Genomic DNA, 17,636 nt, shown 5'->3' on the forward strand with positions numbered 1-17,636 from the left:
TGTTTATTGCCCTGAAAAATACGCGACGTATTGTCAGGCCCCATGGATAACTGGATAGCGTTGGTCAAGGCCAACATGAAAGACCGCAAGGTCACGCAGGATCAACTGGCTGAACGCCTGGGCATGTCCCAGGGCGGTGTCGGCCACTGGTTGAACAAGCGCCGCGTGCCGAGCCTGGAAGACATGAACCGGCTGTTGCAGGCCTTGGGGCTTGGTGACCTGGAAGTGGCGCTGGAGATCCGCGAACGAAGCGCCCCGCACGAGCCGTCACCGGCGAAACACTACAACCCGTATTTCCGTTACCCGGTCAGCGACTGGAAAAGCCTGTGCGAAACCCGTGAAGAGCGCGCCACCTATGACACCCGGCGCTTCGAACTGACGGATCAGCGCTGCGCCGGCGCGGCGTTCTGGCTGCCCGTCACCGGCGACGCCATGGCTGCCCCCAGCGGCTTGAGCATCGGCGCCGGCATGATGATCCTGGTGGACCCGGCCGTCGAAGCCGAGCCCGGTAAGCTGGTGGTTGCGCAATGGGCCAACAGCACCCGCGCTACTTTCCGCCAGTTGAGGGAAGAGAGCGGCCAGCTTTACCTGATGCCACTCAATCCAACGTATCCCAAGCAGCTGTTCACCGACGACTGCCGTATCCTCGGCGTCGTCGTGCAAGCCATGGCCAAGTTCTAGCCCGCCGTTTCCAGCTCCACCAGTGCGCTGCCTTCGGCGACCATTTCGCCTTCCTGGCAAAACAGTGCCTTGACCACCCCGGCCTCGGGCGCGCGAATGCTGTGCTCCATCTTCATCGCCTCCAGCACCACCAGTTGCGCGCCGGCTTCCACGGTTTGCCCCACTTCAACCAACACGCGCACGATGCTGCCGTTCATGGGCGCTGTGAGGCCGCCCTGGTGAGACTGGTTGGCCTCGACCGCGGCAATCGGGTCGAACAGGCTGATGGCGTGCATCTCGCCGTCCCAGCGCAGGAACACGCTGCCCTCGCTGCGCACGGCCAGAAGGTCGCGACGCACGCCTTGGCGCTCGAACGACAATTGCTCGCCGCTCAAGGCGAAGGCATCCCCCTGCAACGTCACCAACCGATCCTGCCCATTGCAGCTCAGGTGCAGGGAAACCTCCGTGAGTAGCCCCGCCCGGAACCCTCGGGTATCCGCCCAAGGCCCATCACCGGCCGGTAGGCTCTGCATAAACGCGGCGCCCGCCGCCTGCCAGAACTCATCGCTCAAGGCACCAACGGCCGGCAGCAATTGGTCCTGGTAACGCGGAATAAACCCGGTATCCAGCTCGGCGCTCGCAAAGGCCGGATGGCCGATGATCCGACGTAGAAAGCCCAGGTTGGTCTTGAGCCCGCCCACGGCAAATTCATCAAGCATGCTCAGTAACCGCAGGCGCGCCTGTTCACGGTCCTGGCCCCAGGCGATCAACTTGCCGAGCATTGGGTCGTAGAACGGCGACACGTCGTCCCCCTGCGCCACACCGCTGTCCACACGCCGCCCGGGGCCTGGGGCAGATTCGCGGTACAGCGCCAGGTGGCCGGTGGCTGGCAGGAAATCATTCGTCGGGTCTTCAGCGTACAAGCGCACTTCAATCGCATGGCCGATCAGCGGCACCTGCTCCTGGGTGATCGGCAGCGCCTCGCCCTGTGCGACACGGATTTGCCAGGCCACCAGGTCCAACCCGGTAATCGCCTCGGTCACCGGGTGTTCCACTTGCAAGCGTGTATTCATCTCCATGAAGAAGAATTCGCCACGGGCATCCAGCAAGAACTCCACGGTGCCGGCGCCCACATAGCCGATGGCCTGGGCGGCGCGCACGGCGGCCTCACCCATGGCTTTGCGCTGCTCGACGCTCAGGCCCGGCGCCGGGGCTTCTTCCACCACTTTTTGGTGGCGACGCTGAATCGAACAGTCGCGCTCGTTGAGGTACAGGCAGTGTCCGTGCTGATCGGCAAACACCTGGATCTCCACGTGGCGCGGCTTGAGCAGGTATTTCTCCACCAGCATTTGCCCGTTGCCGAAGGACGACAGCGCCTCACGCTGGGCGGAGGCCAGGGCTTCGGCCAGTTGGCTGACCTCCTCGACCACCTTCATGCCCTTGCCACCGCCACCGGCCGTGGCCTTGAGCAATACCGGGTAGCCAATGCGTTCGCAGGCGGCACGGAAGGTGTCCAGGTCCTGGGCTTGCCCGTGATAACCCGGCACCAGCGGCACACCCGCGGTTTCCATCAGCGCCTTGGCGGCCGATTTGCTGCCCATGGCATCGATGGCCGAGGCGGGCGGGCCGAGAAAGATCAGGCCCGCCGCTTCAATGGCGCGGGCGAAGCCGGCGTTTTCCGACAAGAAACCGTAGCCCGGGTGGATCGCCTGGGCGCCACTGGCGTGTGCGGCAGCGATCAGTTTGTCGATTTGCAGGTAGCTTTCAGTGGCTTTGCTGCCGCCCAGGTCCACGTGAATATCCGCTTCGCGGCTATGGCGCGCGTCGCGGTCGATGGCGCTGTGCACGGCCACGGTGGTCAGGCCCATGGCTTTGGCGGTGCGCATCACGCGGCAGGCAATCTCGCCACGGTTGGCCACCAGCAGGGTGGTCAGTGTGCTCATGAGCGTGGCTCCTGTGCTTGCCAGCTGGGCGGGCGTTTTTGCAGGAACGCGCGCAAGCCTTCCTGGCCCTCGGCGCTGACGCGAATCCGCGCAATGGCGTTTTCGCAATAGCGGCGCAGGGCGGGTGTGAGCGCGCCGTTCCCGACTTCACGCAACAGGTCCTTGCTGGCACGCATGGCGGCCGGGCTGTTCTGCAACAGGTTGGCGACCCACAGCTGCACCTGCAGGTCCAGCTCGCTGGCGGGGTAGCTGTCGGCCAACAAGCCGATTTCCCGCGCGCGTTGGCCGTCGAAACGTTCGGCGGTCAGGGCATAACGCCGCGCCGCGCGTTCGCCGATGGCCTGCACCACGAACGGGCTGATCACCGCCGGTGCCAGGCCGATGCGTACCTCTGACAAACAGAACTGCGCGTCATCGGCGCCAATCGCCATGTCGCAGCAACTGATCAGGCCCAGCGCACCGCCGTAGGCCGCGCCTTGTACCACCGCCAGCGTAGGGATCTTCAACTTGGCCAGGTTGTACATCAGCTCCGCCAGTTCGCGGGCGTCATCCAGGTTGGTGTGGTAATCCAGCTCGGCCGATTGCTGCATCCAGGCCAGGTCGGCCCCGGCGCTGAAATGCTTGCCGCGCCCGCGCAGCACCAGAAAGCGCAGGGACGGATCGCCCTGCACCTGGTCGAGGGCGATGATCAGTTCGCGGATCATCTCGGCATTGAACGCGTTGTTCTTGGCTTCGCGACTGAGCCACAGGGTGGCAAAGCCACGGCTGTCGGTGATCAGTTCGAGGGTGTTGAAATCGCTCATGGGGTACAGCTCCATTTACATGCGGAACACGCCGAAGCGGCTCGGCTCGATGGGGGCATTCAGCGAAGCGGACAGGGCCAGGGCCAGCACGTCACGGGTCTGCAGCGGGTCGATCACGCCGTCATCCCACAGGCGGGCACTGGAGTAGTAGGGGTGACCCTGGGTTTCGTACTGGTCGAGGATCGGCTGCTTGATCGCCGCTTCTTCCTCGGCACTGAACCCGTTGCCGGCCCGTTCAGCCTGTTCACGCTTGACCTGCACCAGCACGCCGGCGGCCTGTTCGGCGCCCATCACGCCAATGCGTGCATTCGGCCACATCCACAAGAAACGCGGGTCATAGGCGCGGCCGCACATGCCGTAGTTGCCGGCCCCGAAGCTGCCACCGATGATCACGGTGAACTTCGGCACTTTGGCGCAGGCCACGGCGGTGACCAGCTTGGCGCCATGTTTGGCAATGCCTCCGGCCTCGTACTTCTGGCCAACCATGAAGCCGGTGATGTTCTGCAGGAACAGCAGGGGAATCCCGCGCTGGCAGGCCAGTTCGATAAAGTGCGCGCCTTTCTGCGCAGCTTCGGCAAACAGGATCCCGTTGTTGGCAAGGATCGCAATCGGGTAGCCGTGCAGGTGCGCAAAACCACACACCAACGTGGTGCCGAACAACGCTTTGAATTCATCGAACACCGAACCGTCCACCAGCCGCGCGATCACTTCGCGCACGTCGAACGGCTGCTTGGCATCGGCCGGGATTACCCCGTACAACTCGTCGCTGCTGTACAGCGGCGCCACCGGCGTGCGTTGCAGCAGTTCGCCCTGTTTGCGCCAGTTGAGGTTGGCCACACTGCGTCGCGCCAGGGCCAGGGCGTGTTCGTCGCTGTCGGCATAGTGGTCGGCCACGCCGGAGATCTTGCAGTGCACATCGGCACCGCCGAGGTCTTCGGCGCTGACCACTTCACCCGTGGCTGCCTTCACCAAAGGTGGGCCGGCGAGGAAGATGGTGGCTTGCTGGCGCACCATGATCGCTTCATCTGCCATGGCCGGCACGTAGGCACCACCGGCCGTGCAGGAGCCCATGACCACCGCGATCTGCGGGATGCCCTGGGCGCTCATGTTGGCCTGGTTGAAGAAGATCCGCCCGAAGTGCTCACGGTCCGGGAACACTTCGTCCTGGCGTGGCAGGTTGGCGCCGCCGGAGTCCACCAGGTAGATGCACGGCAAGCGGTTCTGCTCGGCGATGGTCTGGGCGCGCAGGTGTTTTTTCACGGTGAGCGGGTAATAGGAGCCGCCTTTGACCGTGGCGTCGTTGGCAACGATCATGCATTCGACGCCTTCCACACGGCCGATCCCGGCGATCACCCCGGCTGCCGGTACGTCTTCGCCATACACCTGATGGGCGGCCAGTTGGCTCAGTTCCAGGAACGGCGAGCCCGGGTCCAGCAGGCGGTTGATACGTTCGCGCGGCAGCAGTTTGCCCCGCGAGGTGTGCCGCTCCTGGGCCTTGGCGCCGCCCCCTTGCTGCACGTGGGCGAGCAGGGTGTGCAGGGCATCGACCTGCTGGCGCATGGCGGCGCTGTTGGTGGCGAACTCCGCCGAGCGTGGGTTGAGCTGGGTGTGCAGGGTGGCCATGGCGCGCTCCTTCAGCGGGTTTCGTTGAAGAGTTCGCGGCCGATCAGCATCCGGCGAATCTCACTGGTGCCGGCGCCGATTTCGTACAACTTGGCGTCGCGCAGCAGGCGGCCGGCGGGAAACTCGTTGATGTAACCGTTGCCGCCGAGAATCTGGATGGCGTCTAGGGCCATTTGCGTGGCGCGTTCGGCGCTGTACAGGATCACCCCGGCGGCGTCCTTGCGTGTGGTTTCACCGCGCTCGCACGCCTGGGCCACGGCGTAGAGGTAGGCACGGCTGGCGTTAAGCTGGGTGTACATGTCGGCGACCTTGCCCTGGATCAGCTGGAATTCGCCGATGCTCTGGCCGAACTGCTTGCGGTCGTGGATGTAGGGCACGATCAGGTCCATGCACGCCTGCATGATCCCGGTGGGGCCACCGGAGAGCACCACGCGTTCGTAGTCCAGGCCGCTCATCAACACTTTCACGCCGCCGTTGAGGGTGCCGAGGATGTTTTCTTCGGGCACTTCCACGTCATCGAAGAACAGCTCACAGGTGTTGGAACCGCGCATGCCCAGCTTGTCGAACTTGTTGCTGCGGCTGAAGCCCTTCCAGTCGCGCTCGACGATGAACGCCGTGATGCCGTGGGCGCCTTTCTCCAGGTCGGTCTTGGCGTAGATCACATAGGTGTTGGCGTCGGGGCCGTTGGTGATCCAGGTCTTGCTGCCGTTGAGCACGAAGCGGTCGCCGCGTTTGTCGGCGCGCAGTTTCATCGACACCACATCGGAGCCGGCATTCGGCTCGCTCATGGCCAGGGCGCCGACGTGTTCGCCGCTGATCAGTTTGGGCAGGTACTTGAGTTTCTGTGCGTGATTGCCGTTGCGGTTGATCTGGTTCACGCACAGGTTGGAGTGGGCACCGTAGGACAACGCCACCGAGGCCGATCCCCGGCTGATCTCTTCCATGGCCACCACGTGGGCCAGGTAACCCAGGCCCGCGCCGCCGTATTCTTCCGGCACGGTGATGCCCAACAGGCCCATGTCACCGAACTTGCGCCACAGGTCGGCGGGGAACAGGTTGTCGCTGTCGATCTGTGCCGCGCGAGGTGCGATTTCCTTGGCTACGAAGTGCTGCACCTGTTCGCGCAGCATGTCGATGGTTTCACCGAGGGCGAAGTTCAGGGACGGGTAACTCATGGACAGGCACCTTAATGTGGGCGTTGTTTTTGTGTGGGTGGCGCGCCAGGGGAGGGCGCTCACCTTTACGTTAACGTAAGCTTGCGTTACGGCGCTGTCAATCGTAGTTTACGTTTACGTCAACCTACAAAAAAGACAACAGGGGTCGTTATGGATCAACCGAATCAGAGCTACAGCCGTGGCTCTCAGGACAAGACCTTGCTGGCCATGACGATTGGCCAGGCGTTCGATCGCACCGTTGCGCAATTTCCCGAGGGCGAGGCCCTGGTAGTGCGCCATCAACAATGTCGCTACACCTGGCGGCAACTGGCCGACGCCGTTGACCTGCACGCCCGTGCCTTCCTGGCCCTGGGTATGCAGACCGGTGATCGGCTGGGCATCTGGGCGCCCAACTGCGCCGAGTGGTGCATCAGCCAGATCGCCAGCGCCAAGCTCGGGGTGATTCTGGTCAACATCAACCCGGCGTACCGTAGCACTGAACTGGACTACGTGCTCAAGCAGTCGGGCTGCCGGTGGCTGGTGTGCGCCGGTTCGTTCAAGACCTCCGACTACCACGCCATGCTGCAGGCACTGAAACCGGACCTGCTTGGCATCATCAGCCTGGACCCCAACCCGCCCGAAGGCTTCATGCCCTGGTCGCAGTTGGCGGCGCTCGGGGCAGGCGTCCCGCCCCAGCAACTGCACACGCGCCAGGCCAGCCTGCACTTCGATCAGCCCGTCAACATCCAGTACACCTCCGGCACCACCGGCTTTCCCAAGGGTGCCACCCTCAGCCATCACAACATCCTCAACAACGGCTACATGGTCGGTGAAAGCCTGGGCCTGACCGCCCAGGATCGCCTGGTGATCCCGGTGCCGCTGTATCACTGCTTCGGCATGGTGATGGGTAACCTGGGCTGCATCACCCACGGCACTACCATGATCTACCCCAATGACGGCTTCGACCCATTGCTCACGCTCACCGCCGTCGCCGAAGAGCGCGCCACCGGCCTGTACGGCGTGCCCACCATGTTCATCGCGATGCTCGACCACCCGCGCCGGGGCGAGCTGGACCTGGCCACCCTGCGTACCGGCATCATGGCCGGCGCCACCTGCCCCATCGAGGTGATGCGCCGGGTCATCAGCGAGTTGCACATGGCTGAGGTGCAGATCGCCTACGGCATGACCGAAACCAGCCCGGTGTCCCTGCAGACCGGTGCCAACGACGACGTGGAGCGACGCGTCACCACCGTCGGCCGCACACAGCCCCAACTGGAAAACAAAATCATCGACGCACAGGGCAACACGGTTGCGCGCGGTGAAATCGGCGAATTGTGCACCCGTGGCTACAGCGTAATGCTCGGCTACTGGAACAACCCCGACGGCACGCGTGAGGCCATCGACGCGGCCGGCTGGATGCACACCGGCGACCTGGCGACCATGGACGAGCACGGCTACGTGTGCATCGCCGGGCGCAACAAGGACATGATCATCCGGGGCGGCGAGAACGTGTACCCGCGTGAGCTAGAGGAGTTTTTCTTCACTCACCCTGCGGTGGCGGATGTGCAGGTCATCGGCATTCCGGATGAGCGTTATGGCGAAGAGATCGTCGCCTGGATCAAGTTCCACCCTGGCCATGTGGCCAACGAACTGGAATTGCAGACCTGGTGCAAGGGCCGCATCGCGCACTTCAAGACGCCCAGGCATTTCAAGTTCGTGGATGAGTTCCCCATGACGGTCACGGGCAAGATCCAGAAATTCCGCATGCGCGAGATTTCGATTGAGGAGCTGCGTGACGACTGCTGAATCGCGGTACATGTCTACTGCTGCGTGATGAAGGGCAGTGCCTAAAGTGGCGCATTCTTTCGCCACTTGAAGGCCATGGCTATGACCAGTACCCCTATTGACCCTCCCACGCGTCCGGTTGCAAGCGAGACCAGCCCTCACGGCCGCGTGATACAGGACAACACCCCCGCCTGGTACACGGACGCGCTGGATGAGCGCAAAACCGAATTGGCCTCATTGCAGTTGAGCATCCCGGACTGGTACACAAATGCCTCAACGGATGCGAAAGACCGTATGAGGGTGATCCATCAGCGCAGCCGGTACTCCTTGAATCAACTCGACCAGATGTTCAGGCCATTGAAAGGGCCGGCCGAGTATGCCGAACCGTTGTTGGTGGCTGCGATTGAAAAGAAATTCGGGGAGCGCCTGGACGTCAGACAAGTATTTTTCGCCCGCAAGATGGAGCAGAAAGTATGCGAAACCGATCCCCGAGAGGTCTCGACCCGCCGGGTCAGCGAGTTGGCACCGCAATTCTATTTCTACCGGGGGATCAGCTTGCTGGGGGCTGCGCTGAACAATTTCACCCAAGAGGAAGCGAGTGAGCCGGTCTGTGCAGATTGTCACCTGGTCACCCTTTACGACTTTTCCAGCGCTTCACGCATCCGGCTTCCTGCTCCAGGCAACGTCCAATCGGTCAGGCTGAGTATCAAGGCGTATGAATTCGCCACACTGTGCAGGGAACTGGATCTGGGCAGCTCGTACAGCGAGTATGTACGAAGCTTCATCAATAGCCGGATACGTATCACCAGCACGGAAGCGGGCATCGGCAAGCTGTACAGCACGTTGATCCTCAGCCACCGGCATCAGTTGGAGTTGGCGGCAGAGATTGCCTTGATGAAAGGTGATATCCAGCCCGATGGCCACCAATTGATCATCGATCTTCTGCGAAGCCAGTCACAGGTGAAATGGGCGGGTGAGGAGGTCAAGTTTTCACCGTTTCGGTTATTCGCGTTCGACATCGAAAACATCCTGATCATCGGTCCGGTTGCATGGCGGGCGAACCTGAGGAATGCCGAATTGGTCTCCCGGCCGTGTATTGTCTACATCCCGGGGGACCCCCAGCATCCCCTCAAGTCATATGACAATATTGCCGCGTTTACCGACCACCTGACGACGCGTCTGTGTCGGGTCCAATACCGCACTTTCTTCAGCCAGTTCGTGCCGCTTTCCAGCCAGGATGCATTCTTCACTCGGCTCAAGGCCTTTCTGGATCCGGAGGCCCGTCACGCCGACGATGGGGACTTTGCGCCCGCCCAAAAGGGGCGGGTCAACCGGCATGGTAGCTACGCCTCTTCATGGCGTGATGTGTGGGCAGATTGCGCGGTAAGGCGCATGCAACTGACCGTGGAAAATGCTCGCGCCAGTGTGGTGCCTACCCGGGATGTGGATGAGCGTGTCTACAACGCCTGGTTGTGGTCGTTCGGCAGTCGTGCGCTGGACATTCTCAATCTTGCCTCGTTCGTGGTGCCTTTCCTGGGGGAGGCGATGCTGATCGTCGCCGCCGTGCAGATGACCTACGAGCTAGGCGAAGGCATTGAAGCCTGGTCACAAGACGAAACCAAAACCGCCTGGGCACACTTTTCGGCGGTGGCGCTCAACCTGGCGGGGCTGGCCGTGCCACACGGGCTGATGGCAGCCAAAGATGCCCCTTTCATCAAGCGCCTGGTGCATGTGGAATTCGGTGGACGCAAGCGCTTGTATGCATTCGACCCCGCACACTACCTGCACCGGATAACGCTGCCTGAGGGGCAACGACCCGATACCCAGGGCCTGTATCGTCATGAAGGCGAGCTGTATTTGTCAGCAGGCGGGGGCAATCATTACAAGATCCGGCCCAGCGGCGAGCCCAATGAATTCAGACTTCTGCACCCCGATGGCGATTCACGTTATGCACCACGCGCTCGACACAACGGGGAAGGGGCCTGGGTGCACGAGTTCGAGCAGCCTTTGACATGGGATCGCAAGACTCTGTTACGGCGCATTGGCCATTCGGTCGATCACTTGAGCGATAACCAATTGGAACTCGCCAGGGCGTTCAGTGGTGTGTCGGATGATGAGTTGCGAAGTGTGTTCATCGATCATCACGCGCCCGCGCCTCTGTTCAAAGACATGCTTCGACGATTTGAGTGCGACAACAAATACCAAAGGGTTATCGACCAGCTAAAGCACCCGGACCCTGTGGTTTTTGGTCGGATCGACTGGCGGATGCAAGTGCAGTTCTTGATGGAAGGCGGCCTGTGGCCCGAGTCGCGGGTATTGGTAGCGTTGGACGCAGAGGGGCATCAGGTATGGCGCTCAGCCGTCCCGAAGGACTCCACTCAAGTTGTTGAGCTGACGCACGAACAACTCGACAGTGGTCTGCTGTTCCGGTCCTTTGTCCAGCAATTGACGGAGCCTGAAATGCGTCAGTTGTTGGGTGAGGATCTGATGACAGAGCGAGAAGTTAGCGAACTTTACCTGCGTACCCGAGACGTTTCAGATGATGATTCGGTTGCGCGTTCCCAGACGCGGGAAGATGAAAGCGCCGACCCGTTGAGGCAGCACTTACGCAGGCCGCATGCAAGGTTCGTGAGGTATCGAGACCGTTTGCTGAGCGCGGCCAATAGCAACAGAAGCCGGCTGGTCAAGCGCGAGTTATCAGGGGGTGATGTGTCTAACGACGCCAACATTCAACTGATACAGCGCGACTTTCCTGGCTTGCCTAAATGGGTAGCCGAAGAAATTGTGGCCCACGCCAACGTTCGGGAGCTGGCTCGCATGAAGTCTGCGTCGCGCTTGCCGCAGCGGTTGGCCGAGGAGGCGCGCGTGTACCTGCAGAAGGCGCGGGTCATGCGGGCGCAGGCTGATCTTCTATTCGACAATCAACTCACATTGGACGGTGTGCACTTGGCATTGCACAAGATGGCCTCTATTCCCGGGCTGCTCAAAGAGACGTGCATCGAGCTTCGCGCGGGCACCTACGATGGCGCTTTGCTGGACAAAGTGGGTGATGTCGGCGGCGCTCGACAGCTTCGTCTTATTCATACCGATTTGACGGAATGGAAGCTCTGCAGCAGCCCGGAAAAAGTCGAGTACTGGCGCCGCGATAAGGACGCCTTCTTCAACGCCCTGTGGATGGCGAGCAGTGGCGAGTTCACCGGTTGGTCGGTCTTCAACGCGGCTGCTCAACGGTTGAAGAGGCAACTGGCGGAACAGCCTCTGAGTGAGTTGCAAAGCCGGCAAGCGCTTGGCATGCAAGTGATCAAGCCCGGTTTCAAATCACCCATGCGCCTGGCTGACGGACGCCTGGGCTATCCGCTCAGCCCATTGGGCGGCGCTACTGAGCGTCCCCGGGTGTGCTGGATGAAAGCGATGTCGCTCTATCCGTCAAGGTCCATGCAAGAGATCGAGACGATGCTCGGCCTTGAGGGGGTTGATGACAGTATGCTCCTGGCGAAGCTGACCCAACTTGAAGAAGAGTTTGCCGCATTGGATCAAGCGCTGGTCAGTTGGCAGCAAGAAGGAGGGGCGGGCTACGCAAGCGCCAGGCGCAGAGTGACGGGGACCATCAAGGCAGCCTGGCGCAGAACGGGTGCACAGGCATTGGCAGGGGACCAGACACCGATCGGCTATGTGCTGGATCTTTCGGATGAAAGCGTGGGCGAGTTGCCGGCGCTCAACGCCAACATGGATCACGTGGGGCACCTGGTTCTGCGTCGAATGGCGCTATCGGATGCCTCACAGCCGTTCCTGCGTGCCTTCGGCGGTTTGCGCTGGCTGAACATGAGTGATAACAACCTGACGCAACTGCCGGAGTTCGCCAATGCAGGTGCCGGGCTGACAAAGCTCAATCTGAGCAGCAATGACATTCAGCTGACCGAACACAGCCGCCTGCGCCTGGAAGGGATGCAGAGCCTGAAGATTCTCAAGCTTGGCGGCAATCGCCGCTTGGGCTGGCGGGCGGATTTGCGCAGGCTGCGAAACCTCAACCAGCTTTATCTGCCAGACACCGGCACCACTGCATTTCCTGCAGGCGCCGAACAATTGCCTAACCTGGCCCGCATTGATCTGCATTCAAACCAGATCACCACGTTGCCTGAATACGCGTACCAGCATCTGGAACGTATCAATGTGCATGACAATCCCTTGTCGGCGGCCACGCTCGCCCGGCTGGATCAGCGTTTTAACCCGGTGCAGTGGGATGAGCACATCTCCGTGGACGAAGCACGGGGCTTATGGCTGGAGGGGGTGTCTGCGGACCAACGGGCACGGCGCGGTGAAGTGTGGGATGAACTGCGGGGTAGCCCCGAATCGGCCGCTTTTTTTGCAGTGGTGGCTGACATCACCCGCAGCGCCGAGTACGTCAGCGAAGTGACTCGCCCAGTACTGGCTGAGCGGGTGTGGGACATGCTGACGGCGACCAGTGAAAATCAGGCTATTCGCGAAGCGTTATTTACCGCCGCCGATGATCGGGTGACCTGTGGTGATGGCAGTTCGGTCGAGTTCATGAACCTTGAAAGTGAGCTGATGGGGGCGAGGGCCGTTGAACTGGCAGAAACGGACAATGCCGAAGGCGCGCTGATCGCCACCGCCAGGCAGCTGTTTCGTTTAGCGCTGGTCGACGCCATTGCCCTACGCGATGTTGCGGCAAGAGGGCCGGGGTTTACCGAGCAGGTTGAAGTCGTATTGGCTTATCGAACGCGGCTTGCCGCCCCTCTGGAACTGCCGGTCAAATCCCAGGGTATGTTGTTTCCCCAACAGGCCAACGTGGCCCAGGCGACGCTCGATGCGGCGTGTGAGCAGGTACTCCGGGATGAGCGCAACCCTGAGCTTGAGGAAGAATTTTTTGTCGGGCGCACGTTCTGGGAGAAGCACCTGCGTACCCGTTACTCGCAAGCGCTGAGCGCGCTGATGGCACCTGAACTTGGTGTGATTGATGAGAAAAGTGCGGCTTTGTTCGAACTCTCGGACTTGCAAGGTCAGCCGGACGCAGGAGAGGGGAAGGAATGGCAGGCTAGGCACGGTGCGGCCGCGGACCACCTGGCGGGACTGTTGGGTAAACGCAGGGATGAAATCCTGGTGAACGGCTCGATGCAAAGCGCATTTTATGAGCGAGAGCTCAACAGCTTGGGCGCTGAGCGCCACCTGTTGGAGCAGCGAGCCTTGAAAACCTTGACGCGCAGGGTACTGAACAACTCCGCAGCCACGACCGGGACATCCCTCTGAATCAAAGGGCCAGACAGCACAAAGGGGACCCGAAGGTCCCCTTTAATTTGTCGTTGCGTGCTCTTTTTTTATTATTGAGGGGCGGCCTATTGTTGTTTTTGGCAGCCGTGACCCTTTACCACTGTTTTGGGCGACCCCCATCCGGGGTCAAGAGCAAACGTATTTTTTTGAGCGCTGATCTGCTTCTTCGCACGCGATCCAACCAGTGGGTAGCTACCTTGAGGTAGTTTTGTTCTTCTCTAACCGGTTGCGGGTTTCGGCACGCCGTACCCTGCGAAGCACATCTTCTCCAAAAAAATCTGTTAGCTGCGTCTCTGCCGTGTTGTTCTTGTTATGTCAGAGTCGTTTCGTCTTATTTTTATTAGGTTTGGCGCTTTTTATTCTTGTTATGCCATAGAGATAGCAGAAGCCGTGCCAACTTTTAAAAGTCCTTTAAAATCAATGGTTTGATTTTTGTGTAAGGTTTGGCCTACGGCAAATACGACAAAATATGTTCCCGTGTTACTCGTTATGTAAGCCGGCGGTAACACATTGTCACGGCTAAGGGACTCAACTGGCGTTACGCGCCTTGGCCACGCGTGACCCCGTCGGCCGGCCCAGCACAGTGCTGATCTGTTGGCCCGCGTCAATCAAGGCCTGCAGGTCGATACCCGTCTCGATACCCAGGCCGTCGAGCAGGTACACCACGTCTTCGGTGGCGACGTTACCGCTGGCGCCCTTGGCGTAGGGGCAGCCGCCGAGGCCTGCAATAGAGCTGTCGAACACGCTGATGCCTTCCAGCAGGCTGGCGTAGATATTGGCGATGGCCTGGCCATAGGTGTCATGGAAGTGACCGGCCAGCTTGTCCCTGGGCACCTGTGCACCCACCGCCTCGAACAGGCTGCGCGTGGCGCCCGCCGTGCCGGTGCCGATGGTGTCGCCCAGTGAAACCTCATAGCAGCCCATGGCGTACAGCTCACGGGCGACCGCCGCCACTTGCTGCGGCGCGACCTGGCCTTCGTAAGGGCAACCCAACACACAGGACACATACCCACGCACGCTGATGCCGTGCTGTTTGGCGGCCGCCATGATTGGCGCAAAGCGCTCCAGGCTTTCACTGATGGAACAGTTGATGTTGCGCTGGGAAAACGCCTCGGAGGCTGCCGCAAACACGGCCACTTCCTTGACTCCAGCCGCCAGCGCATCTTCAAAGCCGCGCAGGTTCGGTGCGAGGGCGCCGTAGGTCACCCCGGGCTTGCGCTGGATCCGTGCAAACACCTCGGCGGAGCCGGCCATCTGCGGCACCCACTTGGGCGATACAAAGCTGCCGACTTCGATGTAACCCAGGCCCGCCGCGCTGAGGGCGTCCACCAGCCGGACCTTGTCGGCCACGCTGATGGGCTGGGATTCGTTCTGCAAACCGTCGCGCGGGCCGACTTCAATCAGGCGCACATGGGAGGGGAGGGACATGGCAGTTACCTTTTGATCAATGGCCAACCTGGCTCATGGTGTGGGCCAGGGCCTGGGTGCAGCGCTCTTCGGCGGTGTCCAGTTCCAGCTTCATCTGTTCGATGTCCAGCAGCTGTTGCTCCAGTTGTTCACGGCGCTCGGCGATCTTGGCCAGCATGCTGTTGAGCTGGATGTGGTTGCCGCTGGTGGGGTCGTAGAGTTCGATCAGCTCGCGGCACTCGGCCAGCGAGAACCCGATGCGCTTGCCGCGCAGGATCAGCTTGAGGGTGACCTTGTCCCGCGCCGAGTAGATGCGCTCCTGGCCCCGGCGCTCGGGGCTCAGCAGGCCTTGTTCTTCATAGAAGCGGATGGCGCGGGTGGTGATGTCGAGCTCGCGGGCGAGGTCGGAGATGCTGTAGGTGGTGCTCATGGCGGCGCTCAAGAAGGTCTTGAGCGCTAGGCTAGTGTCTGCTTGACGTTAACGTCAAGCAAATCACTTTTGGATCAATTCACCTGTGGCGAGGGAGCTTGCTCCCGCTGGCCTGCGCAGCAGGCCTGTCTTTTGGGGTCGCTTCGCGCCCCAGCGTGAGCAAGCGCCCTCGCCACGAAAACGGTCAGGGTTGTTTGCCATCGAGTTTCTTTTCATGGGCCGTCACCTGCTGGCACAGCTCGATCATTTGCTCGCGCATCCAGCGGTTTGCCGGGTCCTGGTCGGTGCTTTCGTGCCAGTACAGGTGGGTTTCCACCGGTGGCACGTCATTGACCGGCAAGTTGAACCAGTGCAATTCATGGCGGCGGGCGAAGCGCTCGGGCACGGTCATCACCATGTCGGTCTGCTGCAGCACCTGCGAGGCCATCAGGTAATGCTGGGAGCGCAGGGCAATCTTGCGTTGCAGGCCCATCTTGCCCAGCGCCAGGTCGACATGGCCCAGGCCGTTGCGGCGGCTGGAAATATGGATGTGGGTCAGCCCTAAATAATCATCGAGGGACAGTTTGTCCTTGCTCGCCAGCGGATGGCCCTTGCGCATGGCGCACACGTAGCGGTCCTCCATCAGCTTGACGTGACGCACCTGCGGGTCGGTGTTGAGCGGCGCATCCACGGCAAAGTCCAGGCGCCCGGCCGCCAGTTCCTTGGTGGTTTCGCGGCGTTTGGACAAAAAGCTCTCGATCACCACCGTCGGCGCCAGGCGGCGCAGGCGCTGAAACAGCAACGGCAGGATCACCGCCTCGGTCAGGTCGGTCATGCTGATGCGGTAGGTCTTGGCCGCCTGCTGCGGGTTGAAGATGCGGCTTTCCTGCACCGACACTCGCAGCAACGACAACGCGTTGCGCACCGGGCCGATGATGTTCTGCGCCATGGGCGTGGGCACCATGCCTTGGGCGGTGCGCACGAACAGCGGGTCGTTGAAGGTCTCGCGCAGGCGGGCCAGAGCGTTGGACACCGCCGGCTGGGTGATGCCGACGATCTGCCCGGCGCGGGTCAGGTTGGCTTCGGTGTAGATCGCGTCAAAGACGATGAAGAGGTTCAGGTCGACCTTGCTCAGATTCATTTCGTTGCGCTCTTATTGTTAGGTGTCCATACGCCGATCATATATCGGTGATGAATGTTAATACACGCCGAGAATAGGCTAGGTAAATTATGAGCGCTGTTCTAGCATCGATTGCATGACCTAAACAACCTCTCAGAGAAGGGAGCTGCTCATGGATTTCGCCTATTCGCCCAAGGTTCAGGAACTGCGTGAACGCGTCACCGCGTTCATGGATGCTTACGTTTACCCGGCCGAGCCGGTGTTTGAACGCCAGGTCAGCGAAGGTGACCGCTGGCAGCCCACCGCAATCATGGAAGAGCTGAAAGCCAAGGCCAAAGCCGAAGGCCTGTGGAACCTGTTCCTGCCCGAATCCGAACTGGGCGCTGGCCTGACCAACCTTGAATACGCACCGCTGGCCGAGATCATGGGCCGTTCGCTGCTGGGCCCGGAGCCGTTCAACTGCTCCGCCCCCGACACCGGCAATATGGAAGTGCTGGTGCGCTACGCCAATGAAGAACAGAAACAACGCTGGCTGGAGCCACTGCTGCGCGGCGAGATTCGCTCGGCCTTCGCCATGACCGAGCCGGACGTGGCTTCCTCAGACGCCACCAACATGGCCGCCCGCGCCGAACGCCAGGGCGACGAGTGGGTGATCAACGGCAAAAAGTGGTGGACCTCCGGCGCCTGCGACCCGCGCTGCAAGATCCTGATCTTCATGGGCCTGAGCAACCCGGATGCGCCGCGCCACCAGCAGCACTCGATGATCCTGGTGCCGGTGGACACCCCCGGCGTGAAGATCGTGCGCCCGCTGCCGGTATTCGGTTACGACGACGCGCCCCACGGCCACGCCGAAGTGCTGTTCGACAATGTGCGCGTGCCTTACGAAAACGTGCTGCTGGGCGAAGGTCGGGGCTTTGAAATCGCCCAGGGCCGCCTTGGCCCGGGCCGCATCCACCACTGCATGCGCTCCATCGGCATGGCCGAGCGTGCGCTGGAACTGATGTGCAAACGCTCCGTCAGCCGTACCGCGTTCGGCAAGCCCTTGGCACGCCTGGGCGGCAATATCGACAAGATCGCCGACTCGCGCATGGAAATCGACATGGCCCGCCTGCTCACCCTGAAAGCGGCATACATGATGGACACCGTGGGCAACAAAGTGGCGAAAAGCGAAATCGCCCAGATCAAGGTGGTCGCCCCGAACGTGGCCTTGAAGGTGATCGACCGTGCGATCCAGATCCATGGCGGCGCCGGGGTGTCCAACGACTTCCCGCTGGCCTATATGTACGCCATGCAACGCACCTTGCGCCTGGCCGACGGTCCGGACGAAGTGCACCGTGCGGCGATCGGCAAGTTCGAGATTGGCAAATATGTACCTAAAGAGCTGATGCGCAGCGGCCAGTAAGTTAGACCGAGCCGCCTGCATTCGCGAGCAAGCCCGCTCCCACA

The 17,636-nt window shown here is 61.4% G+C and carries 11 protein-coding genes; 4 read left to right on the forward strand and 7 right to left on the reverse strand.

Going from position 1 to position 17,636, the window contains the following annotated elements; genetic code table 11:
- The first annotated feature begins 42 nt into the window (after positions 1-42).
- On the forward strand, positions 43-681 hold the full coding sequence (locus ACVWVP_RS22305) for a LexA family protein (RefSeq protein ID WP_178918853.1): 639 nt from the start codon (positions 43-45) through the stop codon (positions 679-681).
- On the opposite strand, the gene ACVWVP_RS22310 is transcribed toward ACVWVP_RS22305, so the two are convergent.
- From ACVWVP_RS22310 to ACVWVP_RS22325, 4 genes are read right to left on the reverse strand one after another with little or no spacing between them, the layout of a single operon-like run.
- Positions 678-2,603 carry an acetyl/propionyl/methylcrotonyl-CoA carboxylase subunit alpha gene (locus tag ACVWVP_RS22310; RefSeq protein WP_457408062.1) on the reverse strand — a complete coding sequence of 642 codons (1,926 nt, stop codon included), beginning with the start codon at positions 2,601-2,603 and terminating at the stop codon, positions 678-680. The genes ACVWVP_RS22305 and ACVWVP_RS22310 overlap by 4 nt on opposite strands.
- A complete protein-coding gene (locus ACVWVP_RS22315; RefSeq protein WP_178918855.1) occupies positions 2,600-3,406 on the reverse strand; it encodes a gamma-carboxygeranoyl-CoA hydratase in 807 nt (268 codons plus the stop codon). The genes ACVWVP_RS22310 and ACVWVP_RS22315 overlap by 4 nt, the downstream gene beginning before the upstream one ends.
- A gap of 15 nt (positions 3,407-3,421) precedes the next feature.
- Complete coding sequence (locus ACVWVP_RS22320) at positions 3,422-5,029, reverse strand: carboxyl transferase domain-containing protein (protein WP_457408064.1); 1,608 nt, start codon at positions 5,027-5,029, stop codon at positions 3,422-3,424.
- A gap of 11 nt (positions 5,030-5,040) precedes the next feature.
- Complete coding sequence (locus ACVWVP_RS22325; protein WP_178918859.1) at positions 5,041-6,204, reverse strand: isovaleryl-CoA dehydrogenase; 1,164 nt, start codon at positions 6,202-6,204, stop codon at positions 5,041-5,043.
- 150 nt (positions 6,205-6,354) lie between these two features.
- On the opposite strand from ACVWVP_RS22325, the gene ACVWVP_RS22330 reads away from it, so the two are divergent.
- Together ACVWVP_RS22330 and ACVWVP_RS22335 are read left to right on the forward strand one after the other, a co-directional pair.
- Complete coding sequence (locus ACVWVP_RS22330; protein ID WP_457408066.1) at positions 6,355-7,989, forward strand: AMP-binding protein; 1,635 nt, start codon at positions 6,355-6,357, stop codon at positions 7,987-7,989.
- 81 nt (positions 7,990-8,070) lie between these two features.
- A complete protein-coding gene (locus ACVWVP_RS22335) occupies positions 8,071-13,233 on the forward strand; it encodes an NEL-type E3 ubiquitin ligase domain-containing protein (RefSeq protein ID WP_457408068.1) in 5,163 nt (1,720 codons plus the stop codon).
- A 549-nt stretch (positions 13,234-13,782) separates the two neighbouring features.
- Here the strand turns inward: ACVWVP_RS22335 and ACVWVP_RS22340 are convergent.
- The 3 genes from ACVWVP_RS22340 to ACVWVP_RS22350 form a co-directional block, all read right to left on the reverse strand.
- Positions 13,783-14,682 (reverse strand): hydroxymethylglutaryl-CoA lyase, encoded by a 900-nt coding sequence (locus ACVWVP_RS22340; protein ID WP_457408071.1) that lies wholly within the window; start codon positions 14,680-14,682, stop codon positions 13,783-13,785.
- A 16-nt stretch (positions 14,683-14,698) separates the two neighbouring features.
- Positions 14,699-15,091, reverse strand: coding sequence for a MerR family transcriptional regulator (locus ACVWVP_RS22345; RefSeq protein ID WP_178918866.1), 393 nt, complete (start codon positions 15,089-15,091; stop codon positions 14,699-14,701).
- A 184-nt stretch (positions 15,092-15,275) separates the two neighbouring features.
- Entirely contained in the window at positions 15,276-16,211 is a 936-nt protein-coding gene (locus ACVWVP_RS22350) for a LysR family transcriptional regulator (RefSeq protein WP_457408073.1), read from the reverse strand.
- A 151-nt stretch (positions 16,212-16,362) separates the two neighbouring features.
- Here ACVWVP_RS22350 and ACVWVP_RS22355 point away from each other — a divergent pair, with 151 nt between their 5' ends.
- Positions 16,363-17,592: an acyl-CoA dehydrogenase gene (locus ACVWVP_RS22355; protein ID WP_028616890.1), complete on the forward strand. Its 1,230-nt coding sequence runs from the start codon at positions 16,363-16,365 to the stop codon at positions 17,590-17,592.
- Positions 17,593-17,636 lie beyond the last annotated feature (44 nt).

Source organism: Pseudomonas sp. TE24901 (assembly GCF_054058375.1).

Bases quoted from the DNA above. Each gene is read 5' to 3' on its own strand.
- ACVWVP_RS22345 (WP_178918866.1), bottom strand. From the start codon at position 15,091: ATGAGCACCACCTACAGCATCTCCGACCTCGCCCGCGAGCTCGACATC.
- ACVWVP_RS22355 (WP_028616890.1), top strand. From the start codon at position 16,363: ATGGATTTCGCCTATTCGCCCAAGGTTCAGGAACTGCGTGAACGCGTC.
- ACVWVP_RS22310 (WP_457408062.1), bottom strand. From the start codon at position 2,603: ATGAGCACACTGACCACCCTGCTGGTGGCCAACCGTGGCGAGATTGCC.
- ACVWVP_RS22340 (WP_457408071.1), bottom strand. From the start codon at position 14,682: ATGTCCCTCCCCTCCCATGTGCGCCTGATTGAAGTCGGCCCGCGCGAC.
- ACVWVP_RS22335 (WP_457408068.1), top strand. From the start codon at position 8,071: ATGACCAGTACCCCTATTGACCCTCCCACGCGTCCGGTTGCAAGCGAG.
- ACVWVP_RS22305 (WP_178918853.1), top strand. From the start codon at position 43: ATGGATAACTGGATAGCGTTGGTCAAGGCCAACATGAAAGACCGCAAG.
- ACVWVP_RS22320 (WP_457408064.1), bottom strand. From the start codon at position 5,029: ATGGCCACCCTGCACACCCAGCTCAACCCACGCTCGGCGGAGTTCGCC.
- ACVWVP_RS22315 (WP_178918855.1), bottom strand. From the start codon at position 3,406: ATGAGCGATTTCAACACCCTCGAACTGATCACCGACAGCCGTGGCTTT.
- ACVWVP_RS22330 (WP_457408066.1), top strand. From the start codon at position 6,355: ATGGATCAACCGAATCAGAGCTACAGCCGTGGCTCTCAGGACAAGACC.
- ACVWVP_RS22350 (WP_457408073.1), bottom strand. From the start codon at position 16,211: ATGAATCTGAGCAAGGTCGACCTGAACCTCTTCATCGTCTTTGACGCG.
- ACVWVP_RS22325 (WP_178918859.1), bottom strand. From the start codon at position 6,204: ATGAGTTACCCGTCCCTGAACTTCGCCCTCGGTGAAACCATCGACATG.